Raw genomic sequence first — 18,406 nt, forward strand, 5'->3', positions numbered from 1 at the left:
CGCCATGCAACCGCTCGAAGCCGGTGAACCCACCGTCGTGGGGCCCTACCGGCTGCTGGGCCGGCTCGGCTCCGGCGGGATGGGCCGTGTCTATCTGGGGCGCAGCGCGGGCGGGCGCACGGTCGCGGTCAAGGTCGTGCATCCGCACTTCGCGCTGGACGAGGAGTTCCGCGCGCGCTTCCGCCGCGAGGTGGAGGCCGCGCGGCGGGTCGGCGGCGCCTGGACCGCGCCGGTCCTGGACGCGGAGCCGGAGGCGTCGGTGCCGTGGGTGGCGACCGGATACGCGGCCGGCCCCTCGCTGACCGCGGCGGTGACGGACGGCGGCCCCCTTCCGCCCCATTCGGTACGGGCCCTGGGCGCGGGCCTCGCGGAGGCGCTGACGGCGGTGCACGGACTGGGCCTGGTCCACCGCGACGTGAAGCCGTCGAACGTCCTGCTGACCCTCGACGGTCCGCTTCTGATCGACTTCGGTATCGCACGGGCCACGGACGGCACGGCGTCGCTGACCTCCACCGGCGTCTCCGTCGGCTCGCCCGGCTACATGTCCCCCGAGCAGATCCTCGGCAAGGGCGTCACGGGCGCGGCGGACGTCTTCTCGCTGGGCGCGGTGCTGGCGTACGCGGCGACCGGCAAGTCGCCCTTCCCCGGCGACTCCTCCGCGGCGCTGCTGTACAAGGTCGTCCACGAGGAACCGGAACTCGGCTCGTTGGAAGGCGAGTTGCGCGAGCTGGTGGCCGCGTGTCTCGCCAAGGACCCCACCGGCCGCCCGGCCCCGGCGGAGGTGGCCCGGCGGCTCGCCCCGCAGGGAGCGGCCCGCCTGGTGGCCGGAGGCTGGCTGCCGGGCCCGCTGGTGGAACAGGTCAGCCGCAAGGCCGTACACCTGCTGAACCTGGAGGCGGCGGAGGCGACGCCGTCGGGGCCGGTGGGCTTCAGCAGGGCTTCGGTGGGGGAGCACCCGGGGGCTGCCGCGTCCGGGGGCGCTTCGGCGGACGCCGACGTACCCAGCGGTGACGCACCGTCGGCCGACGCGGCATCGCAAGCACCGTCGACCGACGCGGCATCGCAAGCACCGTCGACCGACGCGGCATCGCAAGCACCGCCGGCCGACGCGGCATCGCAAGCACCGCCGGCCGACGCGGCATCGCAAGCACCGTCGACCGACGCGGCATCGCAAGCACCGCCGGTGGAAGGCCGGTTCGGTCCACCGCCGGCCGGGGTCTTCGGCCCGCCACCCCAACCGGCCGCCCCACCCGCGGCGCCACCGGGGGACGCCGTACCCGGCCCCCGGGACAACCCGCCCGCAAAGCTCTCGGTGAGCCTCGCCGCGACCTCCGCGCCGGGCGCCGGGGGCCGTGGCCGGCGCGTGAGCTGCACCGTCGCGCTGGCGGTCGCGGGTGCGCTGGCCGTGGTGACGGTCGGATCGTCCTTCCTGCTCGGCCTGTTCGACAACGGCGGTTCGGGGAAGGACAGCGCGGCGGGAAGCGGCGCCCACTCCCCGGCGCCCGGCTCCTCCGGCCCCGGCAGGGGGCAATCCCCGATCCCCGCTGCCTACCTCGGCACCTGGGAGGGCGACGCCACGGCACTCGGGGGCACGCTGCCGATGGGCACGTTCCGCGTCACGGCCCACCAGGCCGCCACCGGTGAGGAGTTCGGCACGCTGCGGCAGACCGACCAGATCGGCGGCATCTGCGAGGACGTCCTCCTCCTGAAGCAAGCGACGCAGACCCAGCTCATCGCGGAGAGCGTGGCCAAGGAGACCAACCGCAGCGTGTGCACCAAGGGCAGGCACACCGTCCGTCTGACTCCCACCGGCAGCGACCTCGCACTGGAGATGGACAACTCGGAGGCGGGGAATCCGGTGGCTCGGTTGGCGAAGGCCGGGTAGGAGCGGACCGCGCGGACCGGCGGTCCACCGCCCTGCCCCTGTCACCCCACCAGTCCGCCCTGTCACTACTGTGTCTGCGAAAGCGAACACGAGGACATGAGCCGAACGGTTCACGACCGACATCGGGGGACAAGCCCGCCCTGGAGACACTGCAACCCGACGATCCAAGGGAGTTGGGCAGCTACCGCCTGCTGCGCCGACTCGGTGCCGGCGGCATGGGCCGGGTCTATCTGGCGCGTTCGCCCGGCGGCCGCACCGTCGCGGTGAAGGTGGTGCGCCCGGACCTCGCGGCCGACGCCGACTTCCGGAGCCGGTTCCGGCACGAGGTCGAGATAGCCAAGGCGGTGTCCGGCCGTTACACCGCGCCGGTCGTGGACGCCGATCCGGACGCGCCGCTGTCGTGGCTGGCGACGTCGTACGTGCTCGGCCCCGACCTCACGGACCTGGTCGCCGCACACGGTGCGCTGCCGGAGCGCACGGTACGCGCCCTGGGGGCCGGGCTCGCCGCGGCGCTGCAGGAGGTCCACGCGGCAGGCCTGATCCATCGTGACCTCAAGCCCTCCAACGTCCTGCTGGCCGCCGACGGTCCCCGCGTCATCGACTTCGGCATCGCCCGGGCGGTGGACGGAAACCGTGTGACACAGACGGGAGTTGTGGTCGGGTCCCCCGGATACATGCCCCCCGAACAGGCGATGGGCAAGGACCTGGGGACGGCCGGTGACGTCTTCTCGCTGGGCGCCGTGCTGGTCTTCGCGGCGACCGGCCACAACGCCTTCGGTGGCGCGACCTCCTCTCACGCCGCGCTGCTGTACCAGGTGGTTCACGGAGAGCCGGACCTCACGGACGTGCCGCAGTCCCTGCTGGGGCTGGTCCGGGCGTGCCTGTTGAAGGATCCGGCCGGGCGGCCCGCCCCCGCCGAGATCGTGGCGGCGCTGGCACCGCAGGGTGTGGAGGGGGTGCTCAGCGACTGGCTGCCGTCGGCGGTGGCGTCCACGATCGCCACGCATGCGGCGGGAATCCTCGACCTGGAGGCGCCGACGGCTCCGGCCGGGGACTCCTTCGGGCCGGCACCGGCTGTGGCGGGCGCGGTCGCGCCCGCGCCGCCCGGTTCCCCGGTGCCGGGGTACGGCACTCCACCCGGTGGTACACCCCATCCCGGATACGGAACCCCACCGGGCGGGACGCCCGACGGCGGGTACCGGACACCGCCCGGCGGGACGCCGTCGCCGGTGTACCCGCCACCCTCGTTCGGCGGCACTCCGCCCGGCGGCGTGTCCGCGCAGCCGGACGGCGGCCCCGGCAGTCTGCCGGGTACGGTCCGGCTCGGCGGCAAAGAGGCCTCGTCGGACGCCGGCCCCTCCCGCCGTCGTGCCCTCGGTCTCGCGCTCGGTGGCCCTGCGGCGGTCGCGGTGGCCGGTGGGGGCATCGCATGGTGGCTCGGCAAGGGCGGCAGCTCCGCCAAGCGGTCGGCCACGGGCAGCAGCGGCGGCTCGGCCGAACCGGCCGGCGAGCACTTCACCACCCCTCCCCCCGGTGTCGCCCCGCAGCCGCTGTGGCACCAGTCGGGGACGACGGACAAGTCCACCAGGGTGCCGATCCTCACGTACGACGGCGTGCTGCTGGCCGGCGGTGACCCGCTCGTCGCGTACGACGTGAAGACGGGCAAGCCACGCTGGTCCAAGTCGAACGCCTACCGGTCCGGTGCTGAACTCCTGTTCCACGACGGCAAGGTGTTCCTGTCCGACGGCGAATTCGAGGGTGTGCTCGTGGCCCGGGACGTGAAGACGGGCGAGGAGGCCTGGCGCAGTCGGCTCGGCAAGGAGATGACCGTCGAGAAGACGATCGGCATCGACGACAAGAACGTCTACGTCACCCTGTCCGACCTCAGCGAGGCGCAGAGTGCCACCAGCTTCCGTACGGCCATCGCCGCCATCAGCCACAGCACCGGCAAGAAGGTCTGGCTGCAGAAGCGGGACTGGGGCACCAGCGAGTACGACGTCGAGGGCACCGTCTCCGGCAAGTATCTCGTGTACACCGACTCCAACTACAACGTCACGGTGCGGGACACCGCCACCGGCGCACAGCTGTGGTCGAGGAAGATCGGCGCCGAGTGGAGCTGGCAGCCCACTGTCGCCCAGGGCCTGGTCTTCCTGCAGGGCAAGGAGCTGACGGCGATCGACGCGGAGACGGGCCGGACCCGCTGGACGCTGTCGCCCGGCGGCCGACGTGGCTTCCACCACCCGGAGGTCGTCGACGGGGTGCTCTACGTCAGCGACTTCGACCGTGGCGTCTGGGCCGTCGACGTCGGCACCGGCAAGCGGATCTGGCTCTGCGAGAGCACGGGAGGCCGGCCCCCGGAGACCTTCCTGCGGGTCGGGGCAACCCTGTACGGCGCGTCCGGAGTGCTCTACGGCGGCGGTGTCTTCGCCATGGAGGCGAAGACCGGCAAGGTCCGCTGGTTCTACACCGACAACAACAGTGACGTGGACGCCGAGTGGGAGATCGCGCTCTCCGGGGACCGGCTGCTGGTGGCGCACGGGCCGGAGATCTATGCGCTGCCCGCCGTGTGAGCCTCGTCGGCCGGACGAGCGGAGTCCGGGACTTCCAACCGCCCGCCGAGGCGAACGGTCACCGTGACCACGGCCGTCCTCGGCCGTGTCGGTGAGCGCCTCCGGGGCGCGGTGGGCGCGCAGGGCGTCGGCGCACTCCTGACAGGCCGTCGCGTTCGAGCTGCGCAACGGTCCCGCACCGCAGGGGAGTTCGTAGCCGGCGACGGCCTCGGCGTCGTGGCCGAAGCGCGCCCGGTCGCTTCGCTCCTGCGAAACGGCACATCCCGGCGCTGACGGCAGCCCGGCGGACGGTCCACGGCTTGCATAGGGTGTGGCCGTGGACCTCGACCTCTGGCTCACCGTGGCCGCCGCCCTGTGGGGCGCGGCCGCCGGGGTGTTGGTGCCCCGCGCCGCCTATCGGCTCTCCGCCGCGTCCGGGGAGCCCTGGCGTGACCGGTGCCCCGGCGGGCATCTCATCGGCGGCTGGGTCGGACGGGCGCGCTGCGCCCAGTGCGCTCGCACGGTGCCGGCGCCACCCGGTGACGCGGGGCGGGCGCAACTGTCCGGGAGCGTCGCCGGGTACGGGCCGAGCACCTTCCTCGTCGCGCCGGTGACCGCGTTCGTGTGCGCCGCCCTCGCCCTCGTCACCGGCACCCGCCCGGAGCTGGTCGTCTGGCTGTCGCTCGCGCCCGTCGGCGTCCTGCTGACGATCGTGGACTTCCGGGTGCAGCGGCTGCCGGACGTGGTCACCCTGCCGCTCGCCGCCCTCGCCCTGGTCCTGCTGGCCGCCGCCGCTGCCCTGCCCGAGCACGCCGGGGAGTGGCTCACCGCGCTGCTCGGCGCGCTGGTGCTCGGCGGCGCGTACTTCCTGCTCTTCCTCGTGAACCCGAACGGCATGGGCTTCGGCGACGTCAAGCTCGCGCTGGGGCTGGGTGCGGTGCTCGGCTGGTACGGCTGGCCGGCCGTGGTGCTGGGCACCTTCGCCGGGTTCCTCTTCGGCGGGTTGTACGGGCTCGGGCTCGTCCTCGCGCACCGGGCGGGGCGGCGGACCGCGATCCCGTTCGGGCCGTTCCTCATCGCGGGGGCCTTCGTGGGGCTGCTCGTCGGCGCGTACACGGCCTGACGTCCGTGCCGTACACGGCCTGACGGCGGCGCGGTCAAACCCCTGGCGTAGGCTGGTTCGGTCCGTCCACGACCCTTACGTCCGCCCATGACCTCCACGAAAGGGACGCCCGGTGACCGAGAAGGCCGACCTCACGTCCATTGATGTCACAGCCGTCCTCGACCGTGCCGCCGAGGGTGGGCGGATCACCCCGGAAGAGGCGCTCGTCCTGTACCGCGACGCCCCGCTGCACGCGCTGGGGGCCGCCGCCGACGCCGTACGCCGCCGCAGGTACGCGGGCACCGAGCACATCACGACGTACATCATCGAGCGCAACATCAACTACACGAACGTGTGCGTGACGGCGTGCAAGTTCTGCGCGTTCTACGCGGCCCCGAAGGACACCGCCAAGGGCTGGACCCGTGACCTCGACGACATCCTGCGCCGCTGCGCGGAGACCGTGGAGCTGGGCGGCACGCAGATCATGTTCCAGGGCGGCCACCACCCCGACTACGGCGTCGAGTACTACGAGAAGCACTTCCGCGCCATCAAGGAAGCCTTCCCGCAGCTGGTCATCCACAGCCTGGGCGCCAGCGAGGTCGAGCACATGGCGCGTATCTCGGGCGTGTCGGTGGAAGAGGCCATCACCCGTATCCACGCGGCCGGCCTCGACTCCTTCGCCGGGGCGGGCGCGGAGCTGCTGCCCGAGCGGCCGCGCAAGGCCATCGCGCCGCTGAAGGAGTCCGGTGAGCGCTGGCTGGAGATCATGGAGGCCGCGCACAACCTCGGGGTGGAGTCGACGTCCACCATGCTCATGGGCACGGGCGAGACGAACGCCGAGCGCATCGAGCACCTGCGGATGATCCGGGACGTACAGGACCGCACGGGCGGCTTCCGTGCGTTCATCCCGTACACCTACCAGCCGGAGAACAACCATCTGAAGGGCCGCACCCAGGCGACCCTCCTCGAGTACCTGCGGATGATCGCGATCGCCCGTCTCTTCCTCGACAACGTCCAGCACATCCAGGGTTCCTGGCTGACCACCGGCAAGGAGATCGGCCAGCTGTCCCTGCACTACGGCGCGGACGACCTCGGCTCGATCATGCTGGAGGAGAACGTCGTCTCCTCGGCCGGCGCCAGGCACCGCTCCAACCGCCAGGAGATCATCGACCTGATCAGGAAGGCGGGCCGGGTCCCGGCCCAGCGCTCCACGACGTACGAGCACCTCGTCGTCCACGACGACCCCGCCAACGACCCCGTCGACGAGCGGGTCGTCTCCCACATCTCCTCCACCGCGATCGAGGGCGGCACGGCGCATCCCGAGCTGAAGCTGCTCGCGTCCAACTAGGGCGCCCGGGGGCCGGTTTGGAGACGATTCACGTGGCGGACCAAGTCCGGTACAGCTGGGCCTCGGAGCCGCTCCAGGACGGCGCCGTGCTGGTCGGGCGGGACCGGATCGAGGCCGTCGGGACGTTCGACGAGCTGCGCGCGCGGTTCCCACGGGCGCGGGTGCGCAGATGGCCCGGTGCCCTCGGCCCCGCCCGCGTTCACGAGGGGCCGCTCCCCAAGGCCCCGACGCCGCGCGAACGCATCCATGAGGTTCTGAAGCTCGGCGCGGTGGCGATCCTGGAGGAGTACGTCGACTCGCCCGAACTCCGGGCCGCCGCCGAGCGGAACGACGTCGTGGTGCTCCCTGGCGCTCGGCCGGCCATGATCGGCGAGTCGGGCCGCGCCGACCTCGCCGTCTTCGACGCGACCGGCGCGTGCCTGGCCACGGTGTGCGCCGGACGGCTGGTGCACCGGCGCCGCTGAGCCGTTCCGGGGTGCCTTCCCGGCGAACGTCCGTATCTGGGCCACGTCGGAGAGCGTGAACGTCTCGTCGGCGACGTCGTCGACGCCGGCTTCGACGTCAACGCGAGGCCCTGCCGGCCGAAGCTGCTCCCGCAGGGCCCCGCGAAGGAGCCGCGGAGGCGGCGGTACGGGCCGGGCGCCTGAGTCCCGCCGGGCCCGTACTGCCACAATGGGGACCGTGACCCGCGCATCCCTGGACAAGCAGCCGCACGAAGTCGCCTCGATGTTCGACGACGTGGCGGAACGGTACGACCTCACGAACGACGTGCTGTCCCTGGGGCAGGCGCGGCTGTGGCGCAAGGAGGTCGCGAAGGCGGTCGACGCGCGCCCCGCGCAGAAGGTCCTCGACCTGGCGGCGGGTACGGCCACCTCGTCGCTCCCCTTCACGCGCGCGGGCGCGTACGTCGTCCCGTGCGACTTCTCGCTGGGGATGCTCCAGGTCGGCAAGAAGCGGCACCCGTGGATGCCGCTCACGGCCGGCGACGCGACGCGGCTGCCGTTCAGGGACGACGTCTTCGACGCGGTGACGATCTCCTTCGGGCTGCGGAACGTGCAGGACACGGACGCGGCGCTGCGCGAGCTGTACCGGGTGACGAAGCCGGGCGGGCGGGTCGTGATCTGCGAGTTCTCACATCCGACGTGGTCGCCGTTCCGGACCGTCTACACCGAGTACCTGATGCGCGCGCTGCCTCCGGTGGCCCGCACGGTGTCGTCCAACCCCGAGGCGTACGTCTACCTCGCCGAGTCCATCCGCGCCTGGCCCGACCAGCCTGCGCTCGCGCAGCGGCTGCGCAAGGCGGGCTGGTCGAAGGTGGCGTGGCGGAACCTCACGGGTGGGATCGTGGCACTGCACCGCGGTTTCAAGACGGGCTGACGGTCCGCCCGGCGCAGGTCGTCACACCCTCACCTGAGCACCTCGTAGGCGTCTCCGGGTTCGTCGAGTTCGCGGCGCATCCCGCCCGGCGGTGGGATGGGCAGCCGTGGCTCGCGGACCCCGGCGCCGCCGCCACCCTCGCCCTCGCTGAGGTCGAACCACACGGTGATCACGGCACCGCGCGGCACCTCGGCGCCGGGCAGGGGATATTGGCGTACGACGTAGTCGACGACGGTGCGGTGGAAGTCCGGCCGGTCCGGCGCGGCGAGCATGACGCCCTGCTTCGCGGCGGCCTCACGCGCGTCCACCGCCATCAGGCCGACCAGCCGTGGCACGCGTACTTCGGGTGTTTTGGGTGTTATAGGCACAGATGTCACCCCCAGCGGTACTGGAAGGGTAACCGGCCGGGGGCGCCACCCGGAAGCGTCGCGTGTCTTTCTGTAGCAGTCGACTACACAGCGTCACACATCGAGCCGGTAGCAGTGCGCGGGCTCCCGCAGCGTGGGGTGAGTGAAGACCTCCACGAGTTCCATGCCGAGGCGCCGGGTCACGGCGATCGACCGCTCGTTGGCGGGCTTGACCATCGCCACCACCCGGGGCACGCCCGCCGCCCGTACCCGCTCCAGCGTGGTGAGCGCGGCCGCGGTCACGTACCCCTTCCCCCAGTGCGCCCGCCCGAGCCGCCAGCCGATCTCGATCTCCCCTTTCGGCCCCCACTCGCCCGGCCATGGCTGCGCGCCCGTGAAGCCGATGACCTCGCCCGACTCGTCGAGCATGGTCCACAGGCAGAAGCCGTGCTCGGCGTCATGTCTGCGCTGCCGGGCGGTGAGCTCCTCGTAGACGGACGGCTCGGCGGCCCGGCCCCCGTGGAACTCCATGACCTCGGGGTCCGCGAAGATCCGGTGCCAGGCGAAGGCGTCCTCGTCGGTGGGGACGCGCAGCCGTACGTCGGGGAGAGCTCGGTTCACGGGGGGCAGCCCTTCAGCCGGGGGATCGATACCGCTGAATAGACTGCCCATGTCCAGTGCCCGTCAGCACGCCGTTTTCGCCGTTGTTCGCGCGGCTGCAGCCGCTGCCGGTGGGGCTGGCGTCGTCGTAGTCAGTCGTAGTCAGTCGTAGCAAGTCGTCGAGTCTTGGGGAGAACCCGCCGTGACCGAGCCCCAGCCCCTTACCGAACACACCGCCGATGTGATCGTCGTCGGGGCCGGGCCAGCCGGTTCCACCACCGCGTACTACCTGGCGAAGGCCGGGCTCGACGTGCTGCTCCTGGAGAAGACCACCTTCCCGCGCGAGAAGGTGTGCGGCGACGGCCTCACGCCGCGCGCCACCAAGCAGCTCGTCGCCATGGGCATCGACATCTCCGAGGAGGCCGGCTGGCTGCGCAACAAGGGCCTGCGCATCATCGGCGGCGGGGTGCGGCTCCAGCTCGACTGGCCGGATCTCGCCTCGTACCCCGACTACGGACTGGTCCGCAAGCGCGACGACTTCGACGAGCAGCTGGCCCGGCAGGCCCAGAAGGCGGGCGCGCGTCTGTACGAACAGTGCAACGTGGGCGCGCCCGTCGTCGACGACCGCACCGGCCGGATCACCGGTGTGCACGCGAAGCTGGGCGACGAGAAGCGCGCGGTGACCTTCCATGCGCCGCTGGTGGTGGCCGCGGACGGCAACTCCTCGCGACTGTCGCTGGGGATGGGCCTGCACCGCCGCGAGGACCGTCCGATGGGCGTCGCGGTCCGTACGTACTTCACGTCCCCGCGCCACGAGGACGACTACCTGGAGTCCTGGCTGGAGCTGTGGGACCGGCGCGGCGGCCAGGAGCGGCTGCTGCCGGGCTACGGCTGGATCTTCGGCATGGGCGACGGCACGAGCAATGTCGGCCTGGGCGTCCTGAACACCTCGGCCTCCTTCAAGGAACTGGACTGGCGCGAGGTGCTGAAGGCCTGGTGCGCCTCGATGCCAGAGGACTGGGGCTACACGCCCGAGAACATGACCGGCCCGATCCGCGGCGCCGCACTCCCCATGGCCTTCAACCGCCAGCCGCACTACACGAAGGGCCTGCTGCTCGTCGGCGACGCGGGCGGCCTGGTGAACCCCTTCAACGGCGAGGGCATCGCGTACGCCATGGAGTCGGGCCAGATCGCGGCGGACGTCATCGTACAGGCCCTGGCCCGCGCGACCCCCGCCCAGCGCGAACTGGCCCTGCGCAACTACCCGAAGATCCTCAAGGACACCTACGGCGGCTACTACACGCTGGGCCGCGCCTTCGTGAAGCTCATCGGCAGCCCGAAGGTGATGAAGATCGCGACGCAGCGGGGCCTGACGCATCCGCTGCTGATGAAGTTCACCCTCAAGCTCCTGGCCAACCTGACGGACCCGTCGGGCGGCGACGCGATGGACCGCGTCATCAACGGCCTGTCGAAGGTGGCCCCCAAGGCGTGAACGATCACCTTCTCGGTGATCCGTCATCCGTCGGAGCGCGGACGGAAGGGCGCGCTCCGACCGATGGCCCGGCACGCGGAGGCTCCCTTCGGGACGATGTGCCCCCTTCCGGGCGGGGGCCCCGTCGGAGTGAATTCCGCGCCGTGTGAGGGTGCTGTGGCGTGACCCGTCCGCGGCCTTCCGCCGCGGGGCCTCTCTCCCTACCCTCCCGTATCCATGACAACAGAACACCAGGGAACCACCCGCAGAGGCTTCCTCGCGGGAGCCGGCGCTGCCGCCGCCCTCTCGTTATGGCCGGCCACCACCGCGGGCGCCGCGCCCTCCGGAGGAACCCGCGTCGCCGTCCTCGGCGGCGGTGTCTCCGGTCTCAGCGCCGCCCACGAACTCGCCGAACGCGGCTACGCCGTCACCGTCTACGAGTACTACGACGTCCTCGGCGGCAAGGCGCGCTCGATGGACGTCCCCGGCACCGGCACGGGCGGCCGCAAGCCCCTGCCCGGGGAGCATGGCTTCCGGTTCTTCCCCGGCTTCTACCGGAACCTGCCGGACACCCTGCGCCGCATCCCCTTCCCCGGCAATCCGAACGGCGTCCACGACAACCTCCGCGGCGGCACCGAGGCCCTGTTCGCCCGCGAGGCGGGTCGCCCCGACCTTCACTTCCCGCTGCGCCGGCTCACCACCCCGCCCGCGCCCGGCGACATCACCCCGTCCTGGATCCGTGACCAGATCCTGTCCCTCCTCGACGTGGGCACCCGGCTGCCCGCACACGAGGCCGCCTACTTCGCCGACCGCCTTCTCGTCCACCTCACCAGCTGCGACGCCCGCCGCGAGGACCAGTGGGAGAAGACCTCCTGGTGGGAGTTCATCCGCGCCGGGCGGATGAGCCAGGAGTACCGCACGCTCCTCGGCATCGGGCAGACCCGCAATCTCGTCGCCACCCGCGCCGAGGTCGCCTCCACCCGCACCGTCGGCCGCGTCATCATCGAGGCGCTGCTGCTGTGGGGCCTCCTTGGCCGGGGCATGGACGGCGACGCGGACATCGACCGGGTGCTCAACGCCCCGACGAGCGAGGCATGGATCGATCCCTGGGCCGCGCACCTGCGCTCCCTCGGTGTGGAGTTCGTCCTCGGTACCGAAGTGCGCGAGGTGCTCCACGGCGGCGGGCGCGTCACCGGCGTACGGGTCTCGGCGCGCGACGGCAGCCGAGAACGCACCGTCACCGCCGACCACTATGTGTCCGCCCTGCCCGTCGAGCACGCCCGCCGCACCTGGGGCGCGGCCCTGCGCGCCGCGGATCCGCAGCTCGCCCGGTGCGATGCGCTGCAGACCGACTGGATGACGGGGGTGCAGTTCTATCTGCGCACGCCCACGCCCGTCGTCCACGGGCACATCAACTGCCTGGACTCACCGTGGTCGGTGACGGGGATCGGACAGGCGCAGTTCTGGGACAAACGGGACTTCGCGGCGGACTACGGCGACGGGAGGGCCCACGACTGTCTCTCCGCGATCGTCTCGGAGTGGGACAAGCCGGGGATCCTGTACGGCAAGAAGGCCCGTGAGTGCACGCGGGAGGAGATCGTCGAGGAGTGCTGGGCGCAGCTGAAGGACGCCCTGAACGACTCCGGCAAGACGACGCTCACGGACGCCGACCGGCTCGGCTGGTTCATGGACCCGGCGGTGACGGGTCTCGGCGGCCCGGACCCGCAGAACCGCGAGCCGCTCCTGATCCATCCCACGGGCACGCTCTACAACCGCCCGTCGGCGCGGACGGGCGTACCGAACTTCTTCCTCGCGGGGGACTACGTCCGCACGGATGTGGACCTGGCGACGATGGAAGGCGCCAACGAATCGGCGCGACGCGCCGTCAACGCACTGCTCGATGCGGACAATTCGGGCGCCGGGCGGTGCCGGATCTGGGAGCTGTACCGTCCCCCGGAGCTGGAGCCCCTCAAGCGCGTCGACGAGGTGCGCTACCGGCTCGGCCTGCCGAACACCTTCGACCTGGGGTGAGGTGGACGGGTCGTCCGCGGGGGTGGACGGCCGGCGGGGCCGCCCACGCGGACGCCCGGAGAGGCCGCCGCGCCGGTCGGCGCGGCGGCCCTGGGTCCGTCAGAGCCCGTGGAGCCCGTCGAGCCCGCGTGAGTCCGTACCGCTCACAGGACGCGGACCGCGCCGGACGGCGGGTCGTACGACAGGGGCTTCTCGACGACGCCGGTGGAGGGGTTCTGCGCGCCGACGAACATGCCGTCGCCGACGTACACGCCGACGTGGTACGCGCTTCCCGCGCCGCCCCAGTAGAGGATGTCGCCCGGCTGCAGGTTGCTCAGCGAGACCTGGGTGCCGGCGGTCGACTGGTCCTGCGAGACGCGCGGCAGGCTGACGCCGATCTGCTTGAACGCGGTCTGCACGAGGCCGGAGCAGTCCCAGGAGTTGGGGCCGGTGCCGCCGGAGACGTACGCGTCGCCGATCTGGGCCTTGACGAAGGCGATGACCGCCGCGGCCGAACCGGTGGCCGTGGACGTCGAGGTGACCGTCGAAGCGCTGCTCGACGCGGCGGTGAGCAGGGTTCGCTCGGTGCTGCGCGAGGCGGCAGCCGCGGCGGTCTTGCGGGCGGCCTCGGCCTTGCGCTGGGCCTCCGCCGCCTTCTTCTTGGCGGCCGCGAGGTCCGCCTTGGCCTGCTTCGCGGCGTTTGCGGCGGCCGCGTCGCGCTCGGCCTGCAGCTGGTAGTTGGCCGCGGCCTGCTGGGTGGCCTCCGCGGACTGCGCGACCTGCGTGGCCAGGTCGGCCGTCAGGGTGGGCAGTTCCAGGGTCTGCGTCACCGGCTCGGCCGCGTTGGCCGAAGCGGACGCACTGGCCACAGCCAGGGTGCTGAGCACGCCACCGGCAACTCCGGCCCGCATCGCGATCGTCGAGGCGCTGCGGTTGCGGGGCTTCCGGTGGCTGCGTATGTGAGCGGTGTGGGACATGGGTACAACCGGTATCAGGGGCTCCTCCATACCTTCAAGAAACGTGTGGTGCGCCACAGTTGTTCAATCACCCCCCCGAATCCCGGGCGCGTCGCTCTTTATTGACGCCGTAACGGTCATTACGGACACCAGTGATCAAGCCTGTGATCATGGGCTTTCGTCGTTACGCCCGAATTGCTCTGCGCTTACCATCGGATGCGTCGCGTGGCCAAGCCCGCTTTATGCCGGCCTCACGCAGATGTGGCACAGGTCACGGAACGGTCACCGCGGCGGCGGCGTCCCGCGCACGAATCGCTCCCCGGTCCTCCGTGGGCGCGCACATCGCTCCCGGCGTGAACGCGCACCCCTCCCATTCGTGAACGAGCACCCCTCCGCTCGTGAACGCGTGCACACGTCCACACCTGCCCCCGCCTTCCCTCTGATGTGTGAACGGGCCCCTCTATCAAGGGATTCGGTCCAGGGCGAATTTGCCTTGATCGGCTTCTCCTTGATAATGCAAGAGCGCTCCCACCAGCGAAGACGAGCGAAAATGTCACCTCTTGGTGATCGCTCGACTGCTTCGCGTATGAAGATCACCGCTCATCCGACTTCATGATCCTTCGCCAGGTGGTGGAGATCACAAAGTACGTGGTGACCCCCGTGTCGCAGATCACATACCGCCGGGCATAAGATGCGGGGCAGTTGGGCTTGTGACGTGCTTCACATGTACGCGATCTTCAGCTGGGGCGAGCGGGGTTCGTGGGACAGGTGGGGCGGCCGTGAGTCCAGCGCAACCGCCAGCAGTCAGTGCCGACTGAGAGGAGCGAGGAGCGGTGAACGCGTATGCGCCCATCCTCGTACTGGGAGCCCTCGGGGCAGGCTTTGCGATCTTCTCCGTGGTCATGGCCACGCTGATCGGTCCGAAGCGGTACAACCGCGCCAAACTCGAGGCATACGAGTGCGGTATCGAGCCGACCCCCACGCCGGCCGGCGGCGGGCGCTTCCCCATCAAGTACTACCTGACGGCGATGCTCTTCATCGTCTTCGACATCGAGATCGTCTTCCTCTACCCCTGGGCCGTCACCTTCGACGCCCTGGGGATCTTCGGGCTCGTGGAGATGCTGCTCTTCGTGCTCACCGTCTTCGTCGCGTACGCGTACGTATGGCGGCGCGGCGGCCTGGAATGGGACTGAGGGGCCTTTAGTCATGGGACTCGAAGAAAAGCTGCCGAGCGGATTCCTTCTGACCACCGTCGAGCAGGCCGCGGGCTGGGTGCGCAAGGCGTCGGTCTTCCCGGCCACCTTCGGCCTCGCGTGCTGTGCCATCGAGATGATGACCACCGGCGCCGGCCGCTACGACCTGGCGCGCTTCGGCATGGAGGTCTTCCGTGGCTCGCCCCGCCAGGCGGACCTGATGATCGTCGCCGGCCGGGTCAGCCAGAAGATGGCGCCCGTCCTCAGGCAGGTCTACGACCAGATGCCGAGCCCCAAGTGGGTGATCTCCATGGGGGTCTGCGCCTCCTCGGGCGGCATGTTCAACAACTACGCGATCGTCCAGGGCGTCGATCACATCGTCCCCGTCGACATCTATCTGCCCGGCTGCCCGCCGCGGCCCGAGATGCTGATGGACGCGATCCTCAAGCTCCATCACAAGATCCAGACCTCCAAGCTCGGCGTCAACGCCGAGGAGGCGGCCCGTGAGGCGGAGGAAGCGGCGCTCAAGGCACTCCCGACGATCGAGATGAAGGGGCTGCTGCGATGAGCGACGGGAAGAGCAACGGCGCGAACACGCCGGGCAACGGCGCGAACGGTGCGAACGGCGCCGCGGCGAACGGCGGCGGCAGCAACGGCGTCAACCCCGAGAAGGACCTCGGCGCCGCGAACCTCCCCGGTAGGCGCGGCGACCACGGCGAGGAGATCCGCGTCCAGCGCGGCATGTTCGGCGCCAACAACGGTGGCGACACCTCCGGCTACGGCGGCCTGGTCCGCTCCATCCGGCTCCCGGGCGCGGCCAGCCGCCCCTACGGCGGCTGGTTCGACGAGGTCGCCGACGAACTGGAGGGTGCCCTGGAGGAGCAGGGCCTCGTCCCCGGGAACGCGATCGAGAAGACCGTCGTCGACCGCGGCGAGCTGACCTTCCACATCGAACGCGAGTACCTCGTCGCCGTCGCCCAGACCCTGCGCGACGACCCGGCGCTACGCTTCGAACTGTGCACGGGCGTGAGCGGAGTGCACTACCCCGGCGACAAGGGCCGGGAGCTGCACGCCGTCTACCACCTGCGCTCGATCACCCACAACCGGCTGATCCGGCTGGAGGTCAGCGCCCCCGACGCCGAACCGCACATCCCGTCGCTCGTCTCCGTCTATCCCACGAACGACTGGCACGAACGCGAGACGTACGACTTCTTCGGCCTGATCTTCGACGGCCACCCGGCGCTGACGCGGATCATGATGCCCGACGACTGGCAGGGCTTCCCGCAGCGCAAGGACTATCCCCTCGGCGGCATCCCCGTCGAGTACAAGGGCGCCCAGATCCCGGCTCCGGACCAGCGGAGGTCGTACTCATGAACACGCAGACTCCTCCGTCCTCCGCCTCCCCGCGCGAGACCACCGAGGGAACCGTCTACACGGTCACCGGCGGCGACTGGGACGAGGTCGTCCAGTCCGCGGCCCGCGCCGACGACGAGCGTCTCATCGTCAACATGGGCCCGCAGCACCCCTCCACGCACGGCGTGCTCAGGCTCATCCTGGAGATCGAGGGCGAGACGGTCACCGAGGCCCGCTGCGGCATCGGCTACCTCCACACGGGCATCGAGAAGAACCTCGAGTACCGGACGTGGACGCAGGGCACCACGTTCGTGACGCGCATGGACTACCTGACGCCGTTCTTCAACGAGACGGCGTACTGCCTCGCCGTCGAGAAGCTCCTCGGCATCGAGGACCAGATCCCCGACCGCGCCACGATCATCCGCGTGCTCCTGATGGAGCTGAACCGGATGTCCTCCCACCTGGTGTGCATCGCCACCGGAGGCATGGAACTCGGCGCCACCACCATCATGATCTACGGCTTCCGCGACCGGGAGCTGATCCTCGACATCTACGAGCTGATCACCGGCCTGCGGATGAACCACGCCTACATCCGCCCCGGCGGACTCGCCCAGGACCTGCCGCCGGGCGCGGTGGACCAGATCCGCGAGTTCGTGAAGAAGATGAAGAGGAACCTCCCGGAGTACGACAAGCTCGCCACCGGGAACCCCATCTTCAAGGCCCGCATGCAGGACATCGGCTACCTCGACCTGGCCGGCTGCATGGCCCTCGGCGCCACCGGCCCGATCCTGCGTTCCGCCGGTCTGCCGCACGACCTGCGCAGGGCGCAGCCCTACTGCGGCTACGAGACGTACGACTTCGACGTCCCGACCGCCGACACCTGTGACGCCTACGGCCGCTTCCTCGTCCGCCTGGAGGAGATGCGCCAGTCGCTCAGGATCATCGAGCAGTGCCTGGACCGGCTGGCGCCCGGCCCGGTCATGGTCGCCGACAAGAAGATCGCCTGGCCCGCCCAGCTCGCCCTGGGACCGGACGGACTGGGCAACTCCCTCGATCACATCAAGAAGATCATGGGCACCTCCATGGAGGCCCTGATCCACCACTTCAAGCTGGTGACCGAGGGCTTCCGGGTCCCGCCGGGACAGGCGTACACGGCGGTCGAGTCGCCCAAGGGAGAACTCGGCGTGCACGTCGTGTCCGACGGCGGCACCCGCCCCTACCGGGTCCACTTCCGGGACCCGTCCTTCACCAATCTGCAGGCCATGGCGGCGATGTGCGAGGGCGGCCAGGTCGCCGACGTCATCGTCGCCGTAGCGTCCATCGACCCCGTGATGGGAGGCGTCGACCGGTGACCACCAGTTCTTCGGAGCGGGGCGTCGGCCTGGGCATGCCGCAACTGCCCGCGCCCGACTACCCGGACGACGTTCGAGCCCGGCTCGAGCAGGACGCGCGCGAGATCATCGCCCGCTACCCGGACTCGCGGTCCGCCCTGCTGCCGTTGCTGCACCTGGTGCAGTCGGAGGAGGGCCATGTCACGCGCACCGGTATGCAGTTCTGCGCGGACATGCTCGACCTGACCACGGCCGAGGTCACCGCGGTCGCGACCTTCTACACCATGTACCGGCGGCGGCCGTCCGGTGACTACCAGGTGGGTGTCTGCACCAACACCCTGTGCGCGGTGATGGGCGGCGACGCGATCTTCTCCGCCCTCCGGGAGCACCTGGGCGTCGGCAACGGCGGGACCACCGACGACGGCAAGGTCACCCTGGAGCACATCGAGTGCAACGCGGCCTGCGACTACGCGCCGGTCATGATGGTCAACTGGGAGTTCTTCGACAACCAGACCCCCGAGAGCGCCAAGCGCCTCGTGGACGACCTGAGGGCGGGACGGCAGGTCGAACCCACGCGTGGCGCCCCCTTGTGCACGTTCAAGGAGACCGCCCGGATGCTGGCCGGCTTCCCCGACGAACGGGACGGGGCCGTGGAGGCGACCGGCAGCGCGGGCCCCGCCTCGCTGGTCGGGCTGCGGCTGGCCAAGGGCGAGACGGCCGCCGCGCGCGTGGTGCACCCACGGGACGGCGGGCCGCACGACGAGCCGGAGGACGCGCCGCACGAGCCGTCACCGGCCGAGCACCTCAGCTCGCACGACGCGCCGCAGGACACATCGGCCTCTGACTCCGCCCACCCGGCTGGGCCCATCGCTGAGGAGGGGTAG

At 71.0% G+C, this 18,406-nt stretch carries 16 protein-coding genes; 13 read left to right on the forward strand and 3 right to left on the reverse strand.

The features are described 5' to 3' along the window. The first annotated feature begins 4 nt into the window (after window positions 1-4). The 6 genes from ASC56_RS21240 (at window position 5) to ASC56_RS21265 (ending at window position 8,261) form a co-directional block, all read left to right on the forward strand. Window positions 5-1,885, forward strand: a complete 1,881-nt coding sequence (locus ASC56_RS21240) for a serine/threonine-protein kinase (protein ID WP_055493087.1) — start codon at window positions 5-7, stop codon at window positions 1,883-1,885. Between the two features lie 173 nt (window positions 1,886-2,058). Continuing rightward, on the forward strand, window positions 2,059-4,455 hold the full coding sequence (locus tag ASC56_RS21245; protein ID WP_371330211.1) for a PQQ-binding-like beta-propeller repeat protein: 2,397 nt from the start codon (window positions 2,059-2,061) through the stop codon (window positions 4,453-4,455). 310 nt (window positions 4,456-4,765) lie between these two features. After that, window positions 4,766-5,557: an A24 family peptidase gene (locus tag ASC56_RS21250; RefSeq protein ID WP_055493088.1), complete on the forward strand. Its 792-nt coding sequence runs from the start codon at window positions 4,766-4,768 to the stop codon at window positions 5,555-5,557. 112 nt (window positions 5,558-5,669) lie between these two features. After that, window positions 5,670-6,884 carry a cyclic dehypoxanthinyl futalosine synthase gene (gene mqnC / locus ASC56_RS21255; protein WP_055493089.1) on the forward strand — a complete coding sequence of 405 codons (1,215 nt, stop codon included), beginning with the start codon at window positions 5,670-5,672 and terminating at the stop codon, window positions 6,882-6,884. 17 nt (window positions 6,885-6,901) lie between these two features. Continuing rightward, the gene (locus tag ASC56_RS21260; RefSeq protein WP_055493090.1) at window positions 6,902-7,348 is read left to right on the forward strand and encodes a hypothetical protein; all 447 of its coding nucleotides are present in this window, start codon (window positions 6,902-6,904) and stop codon (window positions 7,346-7,348) included. Between the two features lie 217 nt (window positions 7,349-7,565). After that, window positions 7,566-8,261 carry a demethylmenaquinone methyltransferase gene (locus ASC56_RS21265; protein ID WP_055493373.1) on the forward strand — a complete coding sequence of 232 codons (696 nt, stop codon included), beginning with the start codon at window positions 7,566-7,568 and terminating at the stop codon, window positions 8,259-8,261. A 29-nt stretch (window positions 8,262-8,290) separates the two neighbouring features. On the opposite strand, the gene ASC56_RS21270 is transcribed toward ASC56_RS21265, so the two are convergent. Continuing rightward, window positions 8,291-8,629: a PASTA domain-containing protein gene (locus ASC56_RS21270; RefSeq protein ID WP_055493091.1), complete on the reverse strand. Its 339-nt coding sequence runs from the start codon at window positions 8,627-8,629 to the stop codon at window positions 8,291-8,293. A gap of 93 nt (window positions 8,630-8,722) precedes the next feature. Next, on the reverse strand, window positions 8,723-9,229 hold the full coding sequence (locus tag ASC56_RS21275) for a GNAT family N-acetyltransferase (protein ID WP_055493092.1): 507 nt from the start codon (window positions 9,227-9,229) through the stop codon (window positions 8,723-8,725). 181 nt (window positions 9,230-9,410) lie between these two features. Between ASC56_RS21275 and ASC56_RS21280 the strand changes: the two genes are divergently transcribed. After that, entirely contained in the window at window positions 9,411-10,700 is a 1,290-nt protein-coding gene (locus ASC56_RS21280; protein WP_055493093.1) for a geranylgeranyl reductase family protein, read from the forward strand. A 216-nt stretch (window positions 10,701-10,916) separates the two neighbouring features. After that, window positions 10,917-12,710, forward strand: coding sequence for an FAD-dependent oxidoreductase (locus ASC56_RS21285; RefSeq protein WP_055493094.1), 1,794 nt, complete (start codon window positions 10,917-10,919; stop codon window positions 12,708-12,710). Window positions 12,711-12,853: 143 nt separating this feature from the next. Here ASC56_RS21285 and ASC56_RS21290 read toward each other — a convergent pair whose 3' ends face one another. Beyond that, a complete protein-coding gene (locus ASC56_RS21290; protein ID WP_055493095.1) occupies window positions 12,854-13,666 on the reverse strand; it encodes a C40 family peptidase in 813 nt (270 codons plus the stop codon). 812 nt (window positions 13,667-14,478) lie between these two features. On the opposite strand from ASC56_RS21290, the gene ASC56_RS21295 reads away from it, so the two are divergent. From ASC56_RS21295 to nuoE, 5 genes are read left to right on the forward strand one after another with little or no spacing between them, the layout of a single operon-like run. After that, complete coding sequence (locus ASC56_RS21295) at window positions 14,479-14,838, forward strand: NADH-quinone oxidoreductase subunit A (protein ID WP_003992243.1); 360 nt, start codon at window positions 14,479-14,481, stop codon at window positions 14,836-14,838. 13 nt (window positions 14,839-14,851) lie between these two features. After that, window positions 14,852-15,406 (forward strand): NADH-quinone oxidoreductase subunit B family protein, encoded by a 555-nt coding sequence (locus ASC56_RS21300; RefSeq protein ID WP_055493096.1) that lies wholly within the window; start codon window positions 14,852-14,854, stop codon window positions 15,404-15,406. Then, window positions 15,403-16,212 carry an NADH-quinone oxidoreductase subunit C gene (locus ASC56_RS21305; RefSeq protein WP_055493097.1) on the forward strand — a complete coding sequence of 270 codons (810 nt, stop codon included), beginning with the start codon at window positions 15,403-15,405 and terminating at the stop codon, window positions 16,210-16,212. Before ASC56_RS21300 ends, ASC56_RS21305 begins: the two co-directional genes overlap by 4 nt. Then, window positions 16,209-17,543, forward strand: a complete 1,335-nt coding sequence (locus ASC56_RS21310) for an NADH-quinone oxidoreductase subunit D (RefSeq protein ID WP_055493098.1) — start codon at window positions 16,209-16,211, stop codon at window positions 17,541-17,543. The genes ASC56_RS21305 and ASC56_RS21310 overlap by 4 nt, the downstream gene beginning before the upstream one ends. After that, complete coding sequence (nuoE, locus tag ASC56_RS21315) at window positions 17,540-18,406, forward strand: NADH-quinone oxidoreductase subunit NuoE (RefSeq protein WP_055493099.1); 867 nt, start codon at window positions 17,540-17,542, stop codon at window positions 18,404-18,406. The genes ASC56_RS21310 and nuoE overlap by 4 nt, the downstream gene beginning before the upstream one ends.

This window comes from Streptomyces sp. TP-A0356 (assembly GCF_001417775.1).
In the GTDB taxonomy this organism is placed as follows: domain Bacteria; phylum Actinomycetota; class Actinomycetes; order Streptomycetales; family Streptomycetaceae; genus Streptomyces.